This window comes from Streptomyces sp. NPDC043908 (genome assembly GCF_056435525.1).
In genome coordinates this window covers 46,824-68,249 of sequence record NZ_JBWKEI010000024.1, presented here as the reverse complement: position 1 = coordinate 68,249, position 21,426 = coordinate 46,824, and the positions used below count along the sequence as shown (strand labels likewise).

Sequence of the window (21,426 nt, the reverse complement as noted above, 5' to 3'; positions counted from 1 at the left end):
GGGAAAGACGCGACGACATCCATGAAGCCTTCCTGGGCCTCGCCGTCTGCCTGATCACCCATCGGCATGTCCAGAGGCTTTGTTAGGGCCAGTAAGACTTGTCCCACCTATTGCGGCTGGGGTGGGAGGGACATACGGGCTGGCATGATGGCGTCCATGACTGCATACCGAAAGGTCGATGCCGCGTAGACGGCCGAGCGCCCTGCGCGCCGAACCATGTGGCCCACGCATGTGGGAGGACCTGCCCGCGGACCGGATCCGGGGGCTCTCCGGCCGCACCGGCCTTGCGATACATCGGGTGGAGCGTCTTTCCCGCGACTACTACATCTATCCCGGTGCCACTGAACGCGCGTTGCGGCGATATCAGGAGTTCCTGGCCCCGCAGGGGCGTGGCCCTCTGTACCCGCGGTACGCGCACTGCTCGTGCCGCGGTTGTTCCTTCGACGACGTGCGACATGCACGCGACGTGCTGGAACAGGTCCTGCAAGAGCTGCCTGCCCGGCCCCGCGTTCAGCTGAAAGGCCAAGTGGCTTCCCTGGACGCCGCATACCTCAAGCGCACCCTTCCCGATCCCTTCGCCCGTCAGCGACAGTGGGGCTCTGACCTGTGGTGGCGTCGTCGGCTCGCCGACGGAGAGGAGGGCGTGGGATCTCTGGGTCCCGGTCGGGATAGCCGGTGAGATTTGGAAGGCGTGCACGCGGCAGGCCCCCGACGGCCCGTGGCGCGAGGTGTCCCACGCTCCCATCCAGCGCTGGTGGGCGATGTGAGCCGCGGCCGTGGGGACGCAGCGCCTGGGCATCAAGTGGAGTGACCACGCCAAGACGCCCGCCTCGCTCCAGCACGGTACAGACCTGGTCATGCTCGAGGACGCTCTCATGCTCGCCCGCCGCGATCCTCGCCATCGTCTTCGTACACAAGCTGACGGCCATGCAGCACACCAAGACCCCGCACGGGCCGCTCGCCGCCGTCTGGCCCCTGGTCTACACCGTCAAGGGCGCTGCCCCAGCACTACGGCCCGGGCCAGCGCCCTTTCCCGTGCCCGCTTCACCCCCGCCGCATGGGGCCTTCCCGCGGTGCGGAGTTGGTGAGAATTGGACAGATCCGCCCTGCGTGCGCCTCGTCGAACGCGTGCGTCCGCTTCACAGGAACATCACAGGCTTCCCTGGGCTCGCAGCGCGACGGCACGCTGTGGTACCGCTGCGCTGAGTAGGCGCGACACTGGCCGGAATCATCGAACTCCCGTGCTATTTGACGCGGTTGCGCCTACGGTTGCCCGCATGCACGGAGGGTCCTGACCCGGCCCGGCGTGCGCGCACGTTCAGCAGCGGCCGGGGGAAGGCTGTCGCCCGTGAGGGTGAGGTGTGCCCTGGGTCGCTTCGGCCTCGGGATGAAAGGCACCTGCTTTGCGCTCCAGATCACCGAACCCTCTCTTACCCAGGCCCGGAAAGTCGGGGCTGGCAGCACGGATCATTCTCCTGCTGACCGCCGTGGCGATGGTGGTCGGCCTCGCGGTGCGGCCCGACCTTGCGCGGCCCGCTGGCCGTGATCAGCTGGGTCTGGTCGGGGATTCCTACGACGGCTACGACACCAAGTCCGCTGAGCAACTGCGCGAGGACCAGTGCGTGGCCGCACAAGCCCTGCGCAAGAGCGGACCCAGCCTGTATGCCCTGGCGCAGGACGCGATCACCCTGGCGCCGGACCAGCTCCACCAGAAGGTCCGCCGGGACCTGTTGGACGACAAGACGCCCCTGCACCAGGCGAACAACGCGGACCGCGACAGCACCGCCCAGTGGCTGAAGAAGGTCAGCGACCAGGAGCAGGCGTGGTCCGGCGCCGTCAGCGGTCTGGATTACCCGCACCCGCCGCGAGGCGGCGGCAAGATCTTCGATCAGGTGGGGCTGCTGCCGTGGCTGTACCAGTCGTACGGGGCCGGGGACGACGTGTGGAACCCGTTCTACGATCCGTCGCCGACCGCTGACGACAAGTCGAAAGCCGCCGCGCTGGCGATCGGTGACCAGCTGTATGCCACCGGGGGCACCCCGCAGGAGCAGCAGGCGTGGGCGCTGTGGAAGAAGAACTCGGGGAAGGTCGAGGAGAACCAGTGGTTCGTCCCCCGGGTGTTCGCCGACGACGCCCGCATCTTCCTCTCCTCGGGCGGGTTCCCCGCCACGGCGCCGGCGCCGGACAGCCCTGAATTCCGCATCGCTGTCGAGGACTTGAAGGCCCGCTTCGCCAGCTGCTCGTGGCACGACCCGATCGACCCCGACCGGGTGCTGGGCAAGGAGGTGGGGCAGGCAGCCGCGGAGTGGCAGCAGGAAATCGTCTCCCAGGCCACCCAGCGTCAGCAGATCCTCGCTTCCAGCTCCACGGCCGCGAAGGCGTTGCAGGACGGTACATTCGCCCTGGGCAGGCTGCTGGGTCAGTCGTGGGTGGCGGACTACTCCACCCGCTGGCTGGACTACTCCACCGAGGGCGGTCTCGGCTGGATCGGGGATGCCTCCAACGTGATCAAGGTGGTCGCCGCTGGGGGCAAGTGCCTGGACGTCGCGGGCGGAGGGAAGACCAACGGCACGCCCGTCCAGATCTGGACCTGCAACAACGACCCCGCACAGGACTGGCGTCTCTACCAGGACGACCACGGCCTTCACGTGATGAACGTCGGCTCCGGCCGGTGCCTGGACGTCAGCGGAGACGGCACCGCGGACGGTACGAAGATCCAGATCTGGGGCTGCAACGACTCTCCGGCCCAGACGTGGGAAGCCGACGTCCGCGCTACCACGAGCCTGAAGAACACGAACTCGGGCAAGTGCCTGGACCTGCGCTCGTTCACCAACAGCCAGGACGCCTTCCTGTTGTCCTGCAACGGTACGGACGGTCAGAAGTTCAAAGTTGCTCCCAAGGGGCACACCGGCCCTGCCCCGGCCAAGGCCAGTGTGGACAAGGCCAGGACGAACGTCACCGCTGCGCAGGCGGAGGCGAAGAACCAGCTCGGCGTGATCCGGGCCCAGCTGGAGACGGCGAAGAAGGCTGCTGCCGCCTCCACCACGGCGCAGCAGGCCGCCTACGCGATCGCTGACCAGAACGGAGCTCCGCGGGGCCGCGGGCTGATCGTCGGGCAGCAAAAGGACCAGGTCACCCAGGGCACGGTTGCCGCGCTGGAGGCAATGGTCAAGGCCGGGGAGACCGCGGAGGCCGCTACCCGCGCCTCGGCGGCCGACAGCGACACCATCACCCAGCGCGCTCTTGCCCAGGCAGCGCAAGTACGAGCCGAGTTCCGTAAGAAGGCTGCCGAGACGGCCGAGGTGCAGGCCAAGGCCGCCCGGGATGCCGCCAAACTTCACCGCGACAACGCCAAGACCGACGCCGAGACAGCGAAGGCGAAGCTGGCTGACGCGGTCAAGGCCGAGGGCCAGGCGAAGGCCGCCGCAGCCGATGCGCACGCCAAGCGGCTCGCGGCGGAAGCCGAGGAGCAGAAGGCCAAGGCGGAGAAGGAGACCGCCGCCGCCAAGCAGGGCGAAGCCAACCAGCACAAGCAGAACGCCCAGACCGAGGCCGGCAAAGCGAAGGACGCCAAGGACCGGGCCGAAGCCGCCGAGCAGACCGCCAAGGGCAAGCGCGACGACGCGGTCAAGGCCCGCGACAAGGCCGTCGAGCTGCGCAGCGACGCCTACAACGCCGAGCAGAAAGCCAACACTGCGCGCGTCAAGGCCGACGCCAAGGAAGCCTACGCACAGTCGCTGGACGCCGGTGACGCCGCGGACGCCGCCCGCAAGGCGGCAGATGAAGCCGCTGCCGCGGCGAACGACGCAAAAGCAGCAGCCGGGCGGGCCCGTTCCGAGGCCGATGCCGCCACCCAGGCGGCAGCCGAGGCCGACGCCGCGGCCACCCGGGCGGAGGCGGCGGCCAAGCGGGCACGTGCCGACGCGGACGGCGCACAGGCCGCGAAACTGAAGGCCGACGCGGCCGTCAAGACGGCCACCAGCGCCACCGCGGACGCCATCGAGGCAGCCCAGCACGCGGCGACCGAAGCCGCCGCCGCGGTCAAGCAGGCAGGCGTGGCCACAGCCCAGGCGAAGTCGGCCAAGGCCAACGCCGACGCCGCCATGAAGGACGCCCTCACCGCGCTCGCCGCCGCAGCCAAGGCGGCGGGCTACGCCCATGTCACCGCGCAGGCAGCAGCCGACGCCACGGCTGCCGCCCGGCAGGTCGCCAAGCCGGCCAACGACGCCATCCAGCTCGGTGGCCCGTACGCGGACACCGACAGCACGGCCTCCCTGGTGGTGCTGACGGGACAGGCATCGCGGACGATCGCCGAGCAGCAGCAGGCCGTCGCCCAGGCCCACGCCGACAACGCCAAAACCGAGGCCGAGGCGGCCAAGGACATCGCCAACCAGGCCCAGGGCGACATGAAGGAGGCATACCTCCACGCCGCCAACGCGGCAGCGTACGCCGCAGAAGCCCGCGGGTACGCGAAGGAGGCCCTCGGCTACTCAGCACAGGCCGCCGGGTATGCAGCCGAGGCCGCCAAGTCCCTGGCCCGCACAGTCGAATACGACCGGCAGGCCACCGAGGACGCGGCAGCCGCTGACAAGGCAGCCGGCCGAGCCGAAGGCTACGCCAAGGAGGCCCGCGCCTCGGCCGACGAGGCCGCGCTCGACGCGGCGGCAGCGCAGGAGGCCGCCAGGCAGGCCACGCAGTCCGCAAAGGACGCCCAGGCCGCAGCCGACCGCGCCGACACCGCCGCCACCGAAGCCGAACAGGCCGCCAAGGACGCCGACCAGGCATCCAAGGACACCCAGGACGCTGCCCAGCGCACCGAGACGAAGGAGAAGAACACCCAGATCTCGACCGGGGCCGGCAGCATCGGCGGCGTCTTCTTCAAGACCAAGGTCGAGCCCGTCGGCGACCCGGAAAACGTCAAGAAGGACAACTGCAACGTCATCATCCACACCGGTGACTGCGTCATCACCGCGACGATCACCTCCACGGTGTCCGTCGACCTGTACCTGTGCACCAACCCGAACATCCCTGACGCACAGTACGGATGCCCCACCTCCGACACCTTGTTCCTCGCGAGCCTGGAACTGAAGGACCCCCAGACCCAGGACGTCACCTACACCATCAGTCAGCAGGAGTTCAACCGCGCCGTCGCCAAGGGATTCATCAAGGCGCTCACCGAAGACTTCACCGGCTGTTGGGACAAGTTCACCGGAGGCGGCGGAAGCTGGGGCAACTGCGGCTGGGCAGCCTTCGACATCACCACCCTCGTCTTCGGCAACGTCGCCATCAAGGCCATCGCCGACGGCGTCAAGTCTCTCGACGCCGCCTTCCGAACCGGCATCGGCATCACAGACGCCTGGAGGGCCCTGCGCACCGCCGGCCTAAGCGAACTGGCTATCGAAGGTATCGGTGCGAAGTACATCAGCAACTTGGTCAGGCTGTGTACAAAGCCCAAGCCGCTCCGTGCGGCAGCCGCTGGTGACGGTGATCTGTGCAGGAAGATGATCCCGTATGCCGGTTCGGAACTGGCCGTCGTGGCCTACAAGTTCCGGGTTGGCAGTGGGCTCAGGTACAAGTTTGGGATGAATGTCGCGGTTGCGAGGGTTCCGGGGTGGGCCGCTGCCACCGGCGCGAAGGATGACTTCGTTGTCTTCGCCAACACGCCACTCGGGCTTCACTCTGAGGAGAAGATTATTCAGAAATTGGAGTCAAAGGGGTTCAACCGGAGCCAGATCTCTGAGCTCTACAGCGAGCGCAGCCCCTGTCCGGACAAGTGCGCTCCGCTGCTGGAAGGGATCCCCTACACCTGGTCAACACCAAACGGCCCTGGATCCGCCAGCATGCTCAAGACGATGATCGAAGCGTTTGAGAGGGGAAGGCTCGCTCGGTCTGCTGAGCGGCAGCCGTCTGGATGAGTCACTGGGGTGCCGGATTCTTAGAATCCGGCACCCCAGGCAACCAAGGAAGCGTGATCAACATCAACTTCGATGACCTGACACCCGAGGACCTCGGGCTCAAGCACGTCACCGCGGAGGTGGCTGAGGCGCGGTCCAGGCTGGCTGGCCAGGTGTGCGATGAGCTGCGAAAGGCCGGACTGCCGGCCTCCCTGGGCACGATCGACGACCCGTCACCAGGAGCGAAGGTCGAAGTCGAACTCCTTGAGGACCATCCAGCAGCAGCCTCCGTCTACTGGAAATGTGATCCGTCCGTACACAGCGCGTACGACACGAGCCGCCCGGACGGCGGCCCTGCCTTCCAATACTTCATCAAGGCGGCAGGTCACGTGCAAACCGCAGTGATGGGGATTCTGCGCTCAGCCGGATTCACCGTGGAACGGGACGACATGGACCCGCTCGCCCTGTGGGTCATGCCGCCCTCTACATGACCCGTTGACCTGCCGGGCCCTGCCCAACCAAGACACGGCAGGGTCCCGGCAGCCACGGGCCAATATGCGCTCGGGTGGGCCGGGCCTTCTCACTGCGAAGGGCCGCCCCAGGCCCCCTGTCCCGGCCGGGTCGTCGAAGTGGCCAAACTCGCCGGGCACGGTTCCCTGGTTGTGCGATGCCTGGTGCGGTGAGGCGCTTGTTGAGCCACGCCGTTCGAAACAGCCTCCGAGGCGTAGCCGTTCTTTCCCGGCGCAGCATTGCGGCAGCCGGCCGGTCAACAGGACCAGGAAATCAGACAACCGTCTCCATGTCAGATTTGGCGTTCCCTCCACGCAGGCTGGGGGGTCTGCGGCGGGTACCACTGCCTGTTTACGGGGCCGTAAGAAGACTCGTGGAGGAGCAGGAAGCTGTCGACCCTGCGCTGCAGCGAAAGCTGCCAGTCCATCCCTCGGGCGAGCAGGCCGCGACGGAGCTCGGCAGCCCGCCCCGCCTTCTCCGCAGCCACTATCCCTGACTCGATGACCGCTCCTAACAGGACCGCGTCCCTTGGGGTCAGCGACCCGCAGATATCAATGATCTGGGGGATCGGCCGAAGCTCCCTCAGCGAGGCCCTTGGCCGGGGCAACGACGGCCCCGACGTCCCGCCCGCCACAGCCGTCGCGTCGTTCGCTGACGTTGCCGTCACCGTCTCCGTCGGGCGCTACAGAGGCCCCACCAGAAAGAATCTGGTGGGGCCTCGGCTCGATTATCGGAGAGGGTTTCCGTCAGTCACTATCAAGCATCTCTTCGACTATCGCCTTGATGGCTTTCAGCGCCTCATCATCCACGGCGAGTGGCGCTGCAAGCGTTTCGATCCAGTGCCGCAGTTCGACTGCGGTTAGGTCCCGCCAACGTGGATGGAGGGCAGCCCTTCTAGCAATTAGTCGCCAGTGATGCTGGTGCTGCGACAGTCGATACCATTCATCCTGATTCTGCGCTCGCCCTGGCATCGAGCTCGAACGCAATCCGGAGATCAGACCTTCGCGAAGGTGCTTCAGCGCCGACGCATAGACCGGACTCCCGTTGAGCACGTCCGCATCATCGGAGAGCTCAAACTTGAGCTCCATACCTGCACGGAGCAGCATCTCCACCTGGGCAAAGTTGTCAAACTCGACCAGTTCTGACATCAGAATGGGTTCCTTCCATGGAAGAGGACATTCCCTGCGGGGATCTTCAACGAGCCTCTCGTAATCAGCTCATTTGGCTGAGATCCCGGACCAAGCTCTACACCTTCAGGCATCCGAAAGGCAAACATGTAGTCAGCCTTTCCGGCGTACATCGGGTTACCGATGAAGATGTTCTGCTCGATCTCTGCCGGACTTCCAATTTCTTGGGTCACATGGACCTTGCCGGAGTTGGCGCCAATCCTGAGACTGCCATCATCGGCCAAAATCCCACTGTGTCCTCCCTCGCTCGTGTAATGGAAGTAGACGTTATCGTCGAGATTATCGACAATGTTCCCGACTTTATGAGTCGCCGCGTTACCACAGTTATGAACGAGGACTGGCGTGGCGCCTGCGAGTACATAGTACGTGTGGAGGTCATTGACCGTGAGGTTGTGCATGTATGCGGCCCCGGGGACGGTAGCCGCTTTGAGGAGAGCGACCTTTTGGCCCTTATCGGTGGTCAATGCGTGACCTGCAGTGAGTCTGCCGGCCGGTACCCAGGCATGCGTGGTGGCGTCCCAGAAGGGGTGTTTCTCGTTGGTGTGGATGGTGTTGCGGGTGCCGTCCGGCCCCTTCACTGTGAGGTCGGTGAGGTCGTCGTCTTTGTTGATGAGAGTGGCATCGACGCGCCGGGAACCTTGATTCCCTCCTGTATCTGGGTCTGCCACCTGGACTTTGTCACCAACCTGAATATCTCCGATGGGCTTTGTCTTCCCGCCCTCAAGGAGGACTGGAGTTTCAGGCGTGAAGCTGCAGGCTCCCTTGAACGCGCGCACTCCAAGACCGGCCTCGCCTAGTTCGCCTTCCACGACCCCAGTTGCAATGCTGGACAGTGTGGCGAAGTCGTCGAACGTCTCAGATTTAACATCTACGCCACGCTCAGCGTATTCTTTACGGATTGCGTCGCTGGCACATTCAACCTCCCCGAAGAGCTTGAACAGGCTGCATGACCATGTCGTGGCATCGACAACACCTGTGACAAGGCCAGGGACGATATCGCGGTCCTTGCCCAGTGGCTGGTCCGTTTCGACATACTTGCACCGCCCAAATCTCGCGCATCCGGTTTTGGACTTCACCTTGGGGCGCGTACTGGTTCCGACCAGCTCCCCTGGTTTGGCTGGAGTCGTGCCGCCCAGTTTGGGCTTGCTCTGCCGTTCCACCTCCTCGGAACCTGTCGGGCAGCTGCCGGTTTCCATGTTGCAGCTGAAGGTTCCGGTGGGGTCGGAGAGGGTTACCGGGTTGTTTTCGGTGTAGCTGTAGCCGGTGAGTGACTGTGGTTTGTTGGGTTCGAGGAGGGGGTCGATGCTGATGAAGCGGCCGGTGTTGGGGTCGTATTCACGGGCGCCGAGGTGGGTGAGGCCGGTTTGGGTGTCGTTGGTGCCGCCTACGAAGCCTTTAGTGCCGGCCCAGGTGGTGGGCGGTGTGCCGCGGTTCTGGCCGAACGGGGTCATCCGGCGTTGGGTGGCTGTGCCGTCGGTGGCGTTGATGCTGGTGTCGGCGGTGCCGTGGTGGTCGGTTGCCTGGAAGGTGACCTTGTTGTCGTCGGTGCGGACGGCCGTGGCCGCGCCGAGCGGGTAGTAGCGGGTGGCGGTCGGCTTGGCCGCGCCCTTGGTGAGCTTCAGCTCGGTGGCACCGAGATAGAGCGTGGTGTTCTCGTCGGTGGGATTGGCTGTGTCCAGGGTGTGGCCGGTGAGGCGGTTGCCGCTGGGGTCGTAGACGTAGTCGGTGGTCTTCTTCGTCGTCACCGACGAGGTGGCGTTCTTCGTCTGGACGGTGTCGGTGACGTTGGCCAAATGGCCTTCGGTATCCCAGGTCAGGCTCTGGTCGCTGGAGAGGCTAGGGCTGGGGCTGAGTGTCCGGCGGGTGGTGTTTCCGGCCTGGTCGTAGTCGTAGGTGTCCGTGACCGGGTTGGTAGTGCCGGTCGTGGTGGCAGTAGAAAGCAGGGCGTGCGGGTGGGCCGCTCCCGCGGTCGGGAAGGTGTACGTGCGGGTCTGGTCCTTGGAGGTGTCACCCGTGGTGTCGTGCTGGACGTCGGTCTTGCGGGTGCCGTCGGTGTTGTAGGTGTAGCTGGACCAGTAGGGGGCCGGGCCGCCGAGTTTGCTGCCGTCCGGCGTAGTGGGGCAGGCCGTATCGGTGGGGGTGAATGCCTCGGTGAGGCGGGCGAGGTAGTCGTACTTAAAGCACTGGCGGTCGGTGCCCGTGCGGGAGACGTCGCTCAGTTCGGTGACGTTGCCCGCCTCGTCGTACTTGTAGGCGTTGGCGCGAGCCGGCACGGCCGTGTTGTCCGTGTCGGTGCGGCTGACGGAGAGGCGCTGAGTGCCCTGCTCGTAGCCGTTGGTAATGGTGGTGCTCACGCCTCCGGCGTTCAAGGTGGTCCGGTAGGGCTTGCCGGTGAGGGTGTAGGTCTGGCCGGTGAGGTAGTTGGACAGATTGCTGCTGGCGACGGTGGTCTGGTGAAGCTTGTTGTAGGTGAAGGCGACCACTTCGGCGGGCAGGCTGCCTGCGGCCGGATACGACGTCGCCTGGACGGTGCCGTCCGGGTTGTAGGAGTTGCCGGTGGCGTAGTCACCGGCCAGGGCTTCCTGGCCCGGGACGGAGGGGACCGTGAGGGTGGTCCTGGTCGGCCGGTACAGGGGGTCGTAGGTGTTGATGGTGGCCGTGTACGGGTAGAGCTTGCCGCCGATTGACACATGGCGGGTAGAGGTGGCCAGTTGTCCCTTTACTTTGTCCCACGTCTGCGAGGTCAGCATTGGCCCGGTAACCGTACTGTCGTGGGTTTCCAGGAGGCGGGAGAGGTTGTCGTAGACGCGGGCTATCGTCTTGCCGCGGCCGTCCTTGGTCGCGATGATTTCGCTGCGGTCGTTGTACGTCTTGGTGCTGGTGCCCGAGTCCGGGTCGACGGCCTTGGTCTGGCGGCCCAACTGGTCAAAGGTCCATGACCACTGGGCGCCCTGCGGGCCGGTCATCCCGGTCATGTGCCCGGCCGCGTCGTAGCGGTAGGTCGTGCTGTCGTACGGTCCCGTGGGTCCGGCTGGATTGCTGGCCTGGTACTGGCGCAGTTCGGTAGTGCGCCCCTGGGCGTCGCTGACAGTGGTGGTGGGGGTGGCGCCCTTGGGCGGGGTGACGGTGACGCGGTCGCCGCCGTAGATCGTGGTGGTCGTGGCGAGCGGGGTGCCTGTGCCGTTGCCGGAGAGCAGGGTGGACTTGGTGGGCCGTCCCAGGCCGTCGTACTCGGTGGCGGTCTGGGTCTCGATGCCGTCGGCGTCCACCACCGTGAACAGGGTGTTGCTAGGTGCCGCGGTGTTGTGGTAGGGGGCGTAGGCGAGGCGGACCTGGCCGCGCTCGTCGTAGAACGTGTCGGTCAGGATGCGGCCGCCGTCGGGGCCGGGGGCCTGGGTCTGGCGGACGCGGCCGAGGCCGTCGTAGAGGGTGTAGCTGGTGTCGGTGGAACCGTCGTTGTTGAGCGTGAGGGTGGCGACCGACTGGATCGTGTTCTCGGCGTTGGTGTAGCGGAACTGCAGGTTCGGTGACTGGTTGTTCAGCTTGGAGCGGTTGGGCTTCCACACCTTGAGCGGGCGTCCGAGCGCGTCGTATTCCACATCGGTGCGCAGGTTGTTCGCGTCGGTGGTGATGTACGGCAGGCCGCGCAGCGGCTCCAGGTAGGACGTTGTGGTCTGGGTGGTGGCCGTGTTGCCGACGGTGGCTGGGGGGCTGGTGACCGCTGCTTTGGTGGGTCGTCCGGTGGCCGGGGCGTAGGCGGTCGTGGTGGTGCGGGGGCTGGCCGCCGGGGTGGTGACCGGAGCCTTGGCCGGGTTGGTGGGGTCGAAGAGGCTGGTGGAGGCCAGTGCCGTAGTGCTCAGCGGACGTCCGTAGGCGTCATAGCTGGTGGTGTCGTCGAGATAGGTGGCCGTGCTGCCGCTGCGGGACTTGAGGGTCTCGGTCATGGTGACCAGCCCCTTGGTCGGCACGGCCCCGTACGCCTGACCGTCATAGCGGGTGCGGGTGTCGGACAGGACCACGGAGGTGCCGTCGGCACGGGTGTCACGGTCCGGGTTCGCGTCGCAGTCGGCCGCGATGGTCTCGGTGTGGATCGCGGCAGCCCGGATCCATTCGTCGTCCGCGTAGGTGGTGCGGGTGCACTTCTCGTCGCCCGTCACGTCGGTGTCGCCCAGGTCCTCGACCTTGGGGGTCCTGCCGAGGTCGTCGAGGGTGGTGTTGACGCGGGTCTCGCGCCACTTCCCGGCCGCCACGAGATAGGTGAAGTTCCGGGTGCGGCTGGTGCCGGTGAGGTTGGCTGTGGTGGTGCCCCAGTCGCGTACCCGCTTGGCGGTCTGCTTCTTCCAGGGCGTGTTCACCGTCTTGGCCAGGATCTTCCCGCCCGGCCTGTCGAAGGTCTCGCTGCGGTACTCGTAGGCGGCCCAGCCCTCGTCGTCAGTGAGGTCGTTGCCTTCCCCGTCGGAGACGATGACGCTGCGGGTTTTCGTCTTGTCGGCGGGGTCGGTGCGGTCGCCGTTCATGCCGCGCAGGAAGTAGTGGTCGGCCTGCGTCGACATCGACTGGCTGCTGCCGGTCTGCACCCGGACCTTGCCGTAGCCACGCCACTGCGACCAGGTCTTCAGCTTCTCCTTGGTGATGCCCTCGGTGTCGTCGAATGCCCACGCGCCGCCGTCGTAGTAGGTGTAGTTCGTCTGGGTGCTCAGGGCGCCACCGGTACGGTCGGAGGAGATGACCGAGTCCACGACGTACTTGTTGAACCACTCCGTGGTCACCGGATCACTGAAGCCAGCCTGGTACATCTGGGGGAAGCAGCGCGAGGTGTTGGACTGCGGGCTCGGCAGACTGTCCCAGGAGCAGGCGGCCTGCGAGTAGTTCACGTCCAGCTGCCCGCCTGACTCGTCGAGCACGGTTCGCAGCCGCTGCTTGTAGAAGCCCGGCCGCCCGTCGCCGCTCTTGTCCAGGCGTCCGATCTGCGCGCTGTAGGACAGGGTCGTCGGCGGCAGCGGGACGGGGGTGGATCCGGCCAGTCCGGTGTGCTTGATGGAGTCGAGCAGGAGCTGGTAGTCGAAGTCGGCGGTGCCCCACTTGTGGTGCAGCTCCCAGGAGTCGACCGGCTTGTAGCTGCCGTCGCTCTGCAGCGTCTTGGTGGTGACGTTGCTCAGCCGGGTGCGCCCCCAGAACGTCGGCGACAGGCGCCCCATGTCGCACTTGCTGCCGCTGTTGCAGTTGCGGTCCCAGGGGGTGTCGTACCAGTACTGCCGATTGGTGTCGATTTTCGCCGGGTCACACAGCGCGGCGTCGGTTTCCAGGCAGCGTTCGGCAGTGGTGAAGTCCACCCGCGCCATCGGCTTGACAGCGTCCGAGTACACGTCCTTGAGCTGCTGGCCGTACTCGACGTGATCCAGGACCGAGGCACGAACGTAGGGGGTGCCGTCGGAGTCCTTGAGGTTGCGGCCGTAGGTGTTGGTCTCCTGCTTGTACCAGTAGGTCATGTCGTTGCCCTTGGCATCGATGACCAGGTCCAGGTTCCAGCGCCGGCCCTGCTGGCACCACGAATCCGCGAACGCCGCCTTGTTGCACGGCTCGCCACTGTTGTTGCCGAAGACCGGAACGGTCTCCACCGATTTGGTCTCCGGCTTGCCCGCTGTCCAGTTGGTCAGCCGGTTATAACCGAAGTAGTAGCGGGTGCCATCAGAGGTGGTGGCGCGGAAGTACTCACCGTCGTTGTCACCGTTGCCACGGTCGTCCTGGCGCCAGTGGAAGACCCGGGTGTTATCGTCGCCCTTAATCCGCCATTCCTCGTCGTTGATGGGGATCAGTTCGCCAGAGTGCCCGTCGAAGCTGATGGTGGCGTTGTCGTACGCCCAGCACAAATCTCCCGGTTCGATTCCGTTGGTCTTGACCCCGTCATCGCCACACGGCTTGTAGGACCGCTCGACAAAGCCGGGCGCGATGTTGAAGCCGTCACCGGCCCACGACGCCTGATTGTTGGAGTTCGCGGTGCGCCCGTCGATCTCGCCCGAGTTGTAGGACAGGTCGACCTCGGGGGTTAGCCCTGTCGGCACGGACGGTACGGGCATGTTGTACGACCAGGAGAACGAACCGCTGTTGAGCGCTGTGCTCCACGTCGACGCCGCCGACAGCGGGGAGGCCTTGTAGTCACCTGCTGGGCTCGCGGAACCGGCGGTCGCGGCCAGCACCGTCGCACCGCCTGCCAGTGCCCGGGCTCCGACGGCGGGGGCTGCGGACTTTGATGTGCTCGTCGTGGTGTCCGCGATGGTGACCGCATCGGCGGTCACTGTGTGCTTCTCCGCGTCGTTGCGGCCTGCCAGCGGGGTCGCTGTGCGGCATTCCGGCTTGCTGGGGGCGGTCAGCACGCACGAGGGCAGCTGCACCAGGCGCAGCCGCTCTCCATATGCGGCTCCCGCCGCATCCGCGAACGCGTCGTAGTCGACACTGACCCGGACCTTGGCAGCCGCGCCGCCATTGGAGGCAACCGTCAGCAGAACCCCGTTCACACCGGCCTTCTGAGCGGCCTTTTGGTCCAGCACCCTGACGGTAGCGGCCGTGTCCTGTACGGCGTACGGCGGTGCTGCCAGCTGGTGCGGAGCGAGCGGGCCGTGCGGCGCAGCGGCCAGCGACACCGGCAGGGAACCTGCTCTGACCTGACTGCCGGTCCCGCCGGACGTCTTCGCGCTGAAGCCGGAGCCGCTGGGGGCCGGGAGGGCGACGCTGGCGGTGCCTTCCTTGGGCCAGGCCGCCTTCGGGGTACGGCGCTCGGAGACGGTCTTGTCCGCCGGGCGCGGCTTGGCCTTGGCATTGGTGCCCTTGACCGACTTCTCCTTCCACGACGCTGTGGGAAGGTTCGTTTCGGCTACGGCCTGCGTCCCGGGCAGGACTTGCAGCAGTCCCGTCACCAGGGCGGCGGACAGGACGGCGGCGACTCGCGCCGTGGTGCGGGTGCCCGTTCTGCGGGCTGGTGTGAAGCGCATCGTAAGGAATTCCCCTGCCACCCCAGCTCAGGGACCGGGGCAGCTGATCGTGCCGGCCGGAGGCCAGGCAGGTGTGAAGAGGAGGCGAAGTAGGGAGGAGCAGGGTTGCGTGCCCGCCCACATGGTGTGCGGGCACGCAACCGGAGGCCTGATCGCCTAATTGGCGAGGCTTGTGTGGCTCAGAGCTCGTCGCCTTGTGCCAGCTGTGTGATCCCGGCGGGGCTCAGGACGCCCTGGTAGGCCCAGACATCATCGATCTGGCCTGAGAACCAGTCCTTGTTGGCGACGGTGTCCAGGTTGCGGCCGAATCGCAGCGGCTGGGTCGCCTTCACCGGCTGAGCCGCGGAGGTGAACGAGACATGCGGGGTGCAGCCCGTATCTCCGTCGGGGCAGATCTCGTTCTCCCGCTGCCCGTTGACATACAGCGCCAGCTCATTGGAGAAGGCGTCGTACGTTATCGCGAGATGATTCCAGTAGCTGCCGACGCTCTGTGAACCGTCGAAGGTGTGCACCGCGACCGCATGCTTGGCCGCACCATCCACGGTCTCCACCTGCCATTCCCCAATGTTGCCGGGGCTGACTGGGTCGTCGCTCATACGCAGGAACTTCCAGCGCACGGTGACGGCTGGACCCTTGTCGCCGCCCAGGGAGAGCACGGTCATGTCCCGGTTGGGCGGCGCAGCCGACTGAGCCCAGGCCGCCAGGGTGAAGCTCTGTCCCGTGTCCAACGGCACCGAGCTGGTCTGCGCATACGCGCTGGTCCCGTCCAGCGTCAGCGTGCCGATACCGACCCGGGCCCCGTCCAGTGTCGTGGAGATCTTGGCGCCGCCGTACAGGGAGGCGGGAAACATCTGGCGGTCCTCCGGCGAGACCGGCGGAGCGGTCGCGGTGGCGGCGTTGAACTTCCACCGGGCCGCCAGCTGAGGACGCTGCTGGACCATGGTCCTGGCCTCGTCGCCGGTGACGATTCGGTCGAAGACGCGCACGTCGTCGAGGTCACCGCCGAGGAACTCCGCGGGCGTTCCCTCCCGGCTGAGTCCCGCGATCATGAGTGGCTTCGGCGCCGCCCACGGCGTGGACTGGGTGTAGTTGCTCTCGTCGACCAGGTAGCCGTTGATGTAGAGACGGATCTTGTGGGTGACCGCGTCCGAGACCCCCACCAGGTGCGTCCACTCGTTGTTCGTGGCGCCGAAGCACGGCACCCCGTTCCCGGGGGTGCAGGCAGGCTGCACCGCGCGCACGAGAGTGTCGGCGGAGGAGTCCTCCGTGGACCGGCCGAAGATCCACTTCTTGTAAGAGGGGGAGTAGTAGAGGGAGAACTCGGGCTGGTGGACACCGGGCTGGCTGATCGCCACCTTGGCGGTGGAGTCTCCTGCGGCCAGCGCCGGACGGCGCACCCAGGCGGAGACCGAGAAGCTGCGGGTGCCGTCAACTTGCGGACGGGACGTGGTGGCGTATCCGTCCGCTCCGAAGCGGACGGCCTTGTCCTCGATGCCGTCGGCGATGCCCGTTCGCAGGTCGCCGGTCGTCGTCAGGTCGCTGGTCTCGGAGGTGCCGTCAGCGGTCGTGCCGCTCTCGTCGAGCGACCACGCCGCCTTCGCGCCCGTGCCGGTGCTGACCTGGCGGCCGGCCGCCAGGTCTGTCATCTCCGCCAGGCCCAGTGCCCGGTCATAGACCCGGACGTCGTCCAGCAAGCCCTTCCACGGATCGGTGTAGGTGTCGCGCCAGCGCAGCTGGCCGAAGTTCATCGCGCCGCGCGCCGACCACAGGCTCACACCCGAGGTCGGAGTTGACGGCTTGCCGCTCACGTACAGAGTCAGGGTTTTGGCGGGTGCGTTGTACACCCCGGCCAGATGCGTCCACTGGTTGGCCACCGGGACGGCATCGGAGGAAGCGGTGTACCAGCCGTAGTCGATGGCATTGTCCGCCGTCGGCGCCTTGATGGTCCACTTCCCGCCGGTCAAACCCAGTGACACGCCTTGGTGTACGCCACTCTGGCTCACTGCGGACTGGAACTGGGCTGTCACGTCCGTGGTATTCACCCACGCCGACAGCGTGAAGCTCTGGTCCGTCTCCAGTACCGCGCTCTGGGTGGACAGGTAGTTCTTCGGCGTACCGTCCGCTGCTGCTTCGCCCGTCAGGGCCACGGCGCCGCCGGTGTGTCCGGCCGCGCCCAGGGTGCCGCCGGTGACAGTGGCGGGAAAGTTCGCAGCCGGGCTTGAGGCCAGGCGCCCGCTACCGGCTGTGTCGTTCATCGCCCACCCGGCCCGGGGTGCCTGCCCGCGCCGCACGTTGAAGTAGTACGTGGTGGTCTCACCCGCATTGCCGGCCGCGTCCTTCGCGCGGGCCGTCAGAGTATGCGGTCCCTCGCTCGGCATGAGTACCCGCACCGACCGCGCGGCTCCTCCGCTGGTGGCCACCTCTTGGGCGGCCGCGGGCTGCTGGTCCAGCCCCCACTGGTAGGCCACTGCATCGGTGGAGGCGGTGGTGAAGGTGAAGGTGCCGTAACGCCCCACCCCGTCCGTCCACGCCAGCGCCGCCTGTGCATCGTGCGATCCGGGGAAGTCGAACGAAGTGGTCACAGGTCCTGCGGGTTTGCTGGTGTCGATAGTGAAGTAGCAGCCGGTGGGATCACCGTCCCAGCTCCACGGCCCCCACTCCGCGCCGTCCCAGGCCCGAACCGCCCAGCCGACCGGCTTGTTCTGCGGGGTCCCGGACGGCAGTTGCAGAGAGAAGGTCGATCCCGATGCCCGGAACGCGTTCGATGAGGGCGGGGTGTTCGCACTTCCAGTCGAATACCAGGAACCGGTGTCCCAGACAAGCGCGAACTGCACACCGATGGTGTCCTGATCCGGGTCCCATACTCGCGCGTACACCTGCGGCACCTTCGTGATCGGCGTCGTGGTCGAGGAACAGACACCGCCGGGCGAGGACGAGAGGTCCTTCATTTCAGGCCGCTTCGGAGGCAGGTTGTAGAACACTTGCAGGTATCCGTCGTCAGTGAACCGCTTCCACTGCCCATACGCCGAGGCGCTCTCACTGCCGGCCTTCAGCCCCAGCGTCAGGTCCACGGCCTTGCGGTTAGCGGCCGACTGCACCGCATCACGCAGCCCTGCCGGTTCGAACTCCACGTATCCGGCTCCGCAGCCGTTGAAGCCATACGCGTCATTGCGCGTCGCCAGGTACTTGTTCCAGAACGACGAGGATCCCATCGAGCTGGAGTTGTTCCACGTGGTGTTGGAATTGACGCGCCCCGTGAGGAACAGGTCGACCGGCTGGGCGGTGCAGCTCCAGGAGTGTGAGTTCCATGCCCGGAACTTGGCGTCCTGGATGTGCTTGCCCACGAAAGCCTGACCCTGCACCGGGATCGCGTACAGCACCCGCTTCACATCGGCCGGCACACACCGGCCCTCATCCCCGCAGTAGCCCATGCCGAAGTCCCCGGAGAACTTCCAGAACGAGGTGCCCGACCAGTACCGGGAGATACCTGCCCAGCCCACCGCCCGCGGCGCCCGGACATCCGGGTCGATCATCACCGGGAACACCGTGCCCGGAGCATCCAGCAGCTTCTGGTCCGGGGTCAGCACCAGCGACTTCTGGTCGGCGGGCACCGCTACCTCCACCGGCGCCGCATGAGCCGCCGGTGCGTCCACCGGGACCGGGGCATTCTTCGGCGCGGCAAGTGACTTGAGCCGCCCAGTGGGGGCGGCGGACATTGCGGAGCCATCGGTCAGGCCCGGTGAGGAGTCGAACATCATCGGCTTCGGCGCCTGGAACACCGCGCCCCCGGCCGCCTTGTCGACCATCGACAGCGACCCGTCCGTCTCCTTGCGCACCATCAGGTCAGCACTGGACATCCCCAGCTTCAGCTCGTCCAACTCCGGATTCTTCGCCGCCTCCGGCGTCTTGACCACAATGAGCTGCGCGAATCCGGAATCGGTGGCGGTCATCCGCAGATCAACGTCCGGCAGGATCGAGCGGTACTCGGCCGTGCTCCCATTAATCACCGGCACCGGCAGGGGCTTGGGCCAGGTCAGCTTCACCTCCTTGCCGGCGCTCGACATCCGCACCAGCGGCTGCGTCCCGCCGCCGGAAAACTCCATGTCAACCAGCGTCGCCGTCGGTACCACCGTGCCACCGCCCGTGGTGCGCAGAGAGGTGTCGATGGCCCGCCAGGAACCGTTCTTACGGGTACGCACCGGCCTCGTGTGAATCGTCGCGGCAAGCCGTCCATCCGGCTTGGCCACCACATCGCTGGTCTCAGTCTGTAGCGATGGAACGTTCACGTCTTTGCCGCTGCGCCTGGCCTCTGTCACCGCCAGTGACTCGGGCGTCTCCTGCGGATCCGCACCGCTGCGGCTCGACACCGACTGGTCACTCGGATCACCAGGTACTGCGGAATCCGCCACGGCCGTCAGCGGCTGCGCCGCGGCGAGCATGAGCCCCGATACCGCAGCCCACCCCGCCCACCGTGCCACCCCATGACGCCGGACCTGTCTCACGGCACGACGGCCGTCCCCACCCCACACTGACGCTCCCCCCACAGGAACCACAAAGAAAAAACACAAGTGACCGAATCAAACGGAACCCAAGCCCCCGCGGTCAACGGTGATACACGACACAGCTGGGCGCCCCCAGCGCCGCCATCGCTTCCCTTGAGCAACCAAAAAGTAATCACTGCTGCCAATGCAAGACAGCCAACTACCCCTGAAATCCGGCGTTTCGGAGGTACCTTCCGACTGCGAAACGCCTCACGCGTTAATGCAGTTGGCACACCCTGCAGTGCACTGTTCACTCACAGATCTTTACCTTGCGCTTACCTGCGCGGTGGGAACGCAGCGTAGGGAGTGCAGGTTGGCCGGGCACATCCGGTTCTCCCGGCATGGGCCAGCCGACCGACGGACGGCGGTTGCGGTCGTCGGTCCCGGGTGCCATGCCAGCGGCATCATGAATGTCGCGGCGGTGTACGGCTGGTGGGCGGCCACGTGGAGTTCCAGCCAGGCGGCGGTCCGGACGATGAGTCGTCCGGACCGGACCGGCGTAGCGATGGCGAGCACGCTCGCGCGGGGATCTGTGTGCTGCTCGCGCTGGACCTGCTGCTGGCCTGGATCCGTATCCCGTTCCCGCTGCTGCGGCAGACGGCGTGGCTGCTGACCGCCGCGACGATTGCTTTCAACGGCGCGGCGGCCTGGCCCGACCCGCTGGGTGTGGGGATGCATGCGGTGATCCCGGTGCTGTTCGTCGTCGCCGTCGAGGCGGCCCGCCATACGGTCGGGCGGATCGCGGACATTACCGCCGGCAAGCACATGGAGGGCGTGCGCCTCACGCGCTGGCTGCTCTCGCCCGTGCCGACGTTCCGTCTGTGGCGCCGGATGAAGCTGTGGGAGCTGCGCTCGTACGAGCAGGTCATCAAGCTGGAGCAGGACCGGCTCGTCTACCGTGCCCGGCTCCAGGCACGGTACGGCCGCGGGTGGCGCCGCAAGGCGCCCGTGGAGTCGCTGATGCCGCTGCGGCTCGCCCGCTTCGGCGTCCCGCTGGCCGAGACGGGACCTGCGGGGCTCGCCGCCGCCGGGATCGAGCCGACGCTGCTGCCGACGGCGCCGCCGGTGACGCCGGTGGTGAGCGCGACGCCGCAGCCGGTCGAGCTCCCGACGGCCGCACAGCCGGAGCCGCAGGGCGAGCCGATGCCGGTGCCGCAGCAGGGGTACGCCCCAGAGCAGCAGGCCCAACCCGCTCCGGCTCCGGCTCCCGCTCCCGCTCCGGCTCCGGAAGAGGTCGTTCCGGTCGGGAGTCCGTGGTTTGCGGCGCGGCAGCTGTCCCAGGGGGTGTACGGGGCAACGCACGGCCCTGGATACGTCGAGGGCCTGGACATCACAGCGGCGGCGCCCTTCACCCGGCCAGGTCGCGGTGACTTGGCAGGTGAGGGTCCGGTGCCGCAGCGGAGTGCTGCCCGTCCAGGGACGGACGTGGATCCGCTGGAGCGGTCTGCCGCGCCGGCCACTGCGCCAGAGGACCCCGGTGTGGTGGAGGCGGCTGAAGCGCAAGCGGAGACTGTGCCGGTATCGGGACCTCGCGAAGGGGAATCCGTGCCGGCCGACGCCAGGGCCGCGGCCGGGCCGGGTTCGGCTCCGCCTGTCGCTGGCACCGGCCACACCACAGATATTCCGGGCGGGAGCGAGGAGCTTGACGCTGACCATTCCGGATCGCTACTACCTGGCCTGGGAGTCCTACCTCGATGAACACCAGCAGGAACCCACTGCGGTGCAGCTCTCTGAGTATTTGGCAGGCAGGGGCGTCCTGGGCAAGAACGCTGCGCCCATCCCGCCCGGCAGCCTGCGCCGCTACCTTCTGGAGTTCCGTATCTACACAGTCTGGGCCCAGGAGCGTATGAAGGCGGGAAGTGAGCCTGAGATGCGTCTGGTTGTTGAGGAGCTGGCCCGCCGCGGCGTCAGCGGCCAGTACAGGCGGCCGCTCGTACAGGGCGACGTGGAGAAGTTCGTGTCCGGCTTCCGACGCCGCTACCGGGTCGTCTCGCTCGATTTGAATGAGGCAACACCCTGATGGGGATCGGTGCGAAATTCCCCAGGTCTGCTCTTCGTTCTACGTTCTCTGCCCGCACATCGATGATCGGTTGGCCTGCCTGCAGGACGTAGCCTGCTGCCGCACGGCGCATCGCTGAGGCAGGGAAGGTGCCGCACTCGCGGCCGGGCAAGATGTATGGAGTCAACCTCCTGCCCGGCCGCGAGTGCGGCACCTTCGCCGCCTGGCTCGCTGCGCGCCCCGGCGCTGGGATCGCGCAGGGACCTGCGCCACCGTGGAGAGCAAGGCCGTCGAGGAGGCCGCGCC

At 66.8% G+C, this 21,426-nt stretch carries 6 protein-coding genes and 1 pseudogene; 4 read left to right on the top strand and 3 right to left on the bottom strand.

The genetic code is table 11. The features are described 5' to 3' along the window. The first annotated feature begins 1,493 nt into the window (after window positions 1–1,493). Together AC069K_RS34025 and AC069K_RS34020 are read left to right on the top strand one after the other, a co-directional pair. Entirely contained in the window at window positions 1,494–5,915 is a 4,422-nt protein-coding gene (locus AC069K_RS34025) for an RICIN domain-containing protein (protein WP_478622522.1), read from the top strand. Window positions 5,916–5,968: 53 nt separating this feature from the next. Further along, window positions 5,969–6,385, top strand: coding sequence for a hypothetical protein (locus tag AC069K_RS34020; RefSeq protein ID WP_478622518.1), 417 nt, complete (start codon window positions 5,969–5,971; stop codon window positions 6,383–6,385). 765 nt (window positions 6,386–7,150) lie between these two features. Here AC069K_RS34020 and AC069K_RS34015 read toward each other — a convergent pair. The 3 genes from AC069K_RS34015 to AC069K_RS34005 form a co-directional block, all read right to left on the bottom strand. Next, entirely contained in the window at window positions 7,151–7,552 is a 402-nt protein-coding gene (locus AC069K_RS34015; RefSeq protein ID WP_478622516.1) for a hypothetical protein, read from the bottom strand. Next, window positions 7,552–14,580 (bottom strand): polymorphic toxin-type HINT domain-containing protein, encoded by a 7,029-nt coding sequence (locus tag AC069K_RS34010; RefSeq protein WP_478622514.1) that lies wholly within the window; start codon window positions 14,578–14,580, stop codon window positions 7,552–7,554. Before AC069K_RS34010 ends, AC069K_RS34015 begins: the two co-directional genes overlap by 1 nt. A 179-nt stretch (window positions 14,581–14,759) precedes the next feature. After that, a complete protein-coding gene (locus AC069K_RS34005) occupies window positions 14,760–19,019 on the bottom strand; it encodes a LamG domain-containing protein (protein WP_478622512.1) in 4,260 nt (1,419 codons plus the stop codon). A 624-nt stretch (window positions 19,020–19,643) separates the two neighbouring features. Between AC069K_RS34005 and AC069K_RS34000 the strand changes: the two are divergent. Both AC069K_RS34000 and AC069K_RS33995 read left to right on the top strand, forming a co-directional pair. Beyond that, window positions 19,644–20,435: pseudogene (locus tag AC069K_RS34000) on the top strand (DUF2637 domain-containing protein); the annotation flags it as partial. Window positions 20,436–20,763: 328 nt separating this feature from the next. Further along, window positions 20,764–21,141 (top strand): hypothetical protein, encoded by a 378-nt coding sequence (locus AC069K_RS33995; RefSeq protein WP_478622509.1) that lies wholly within the window; start codon window positions 20,764–20,766, stop codon window positions 21,139–21,141. Window positions 21,142–21,426: the final 285 nt, after the last annotated feature.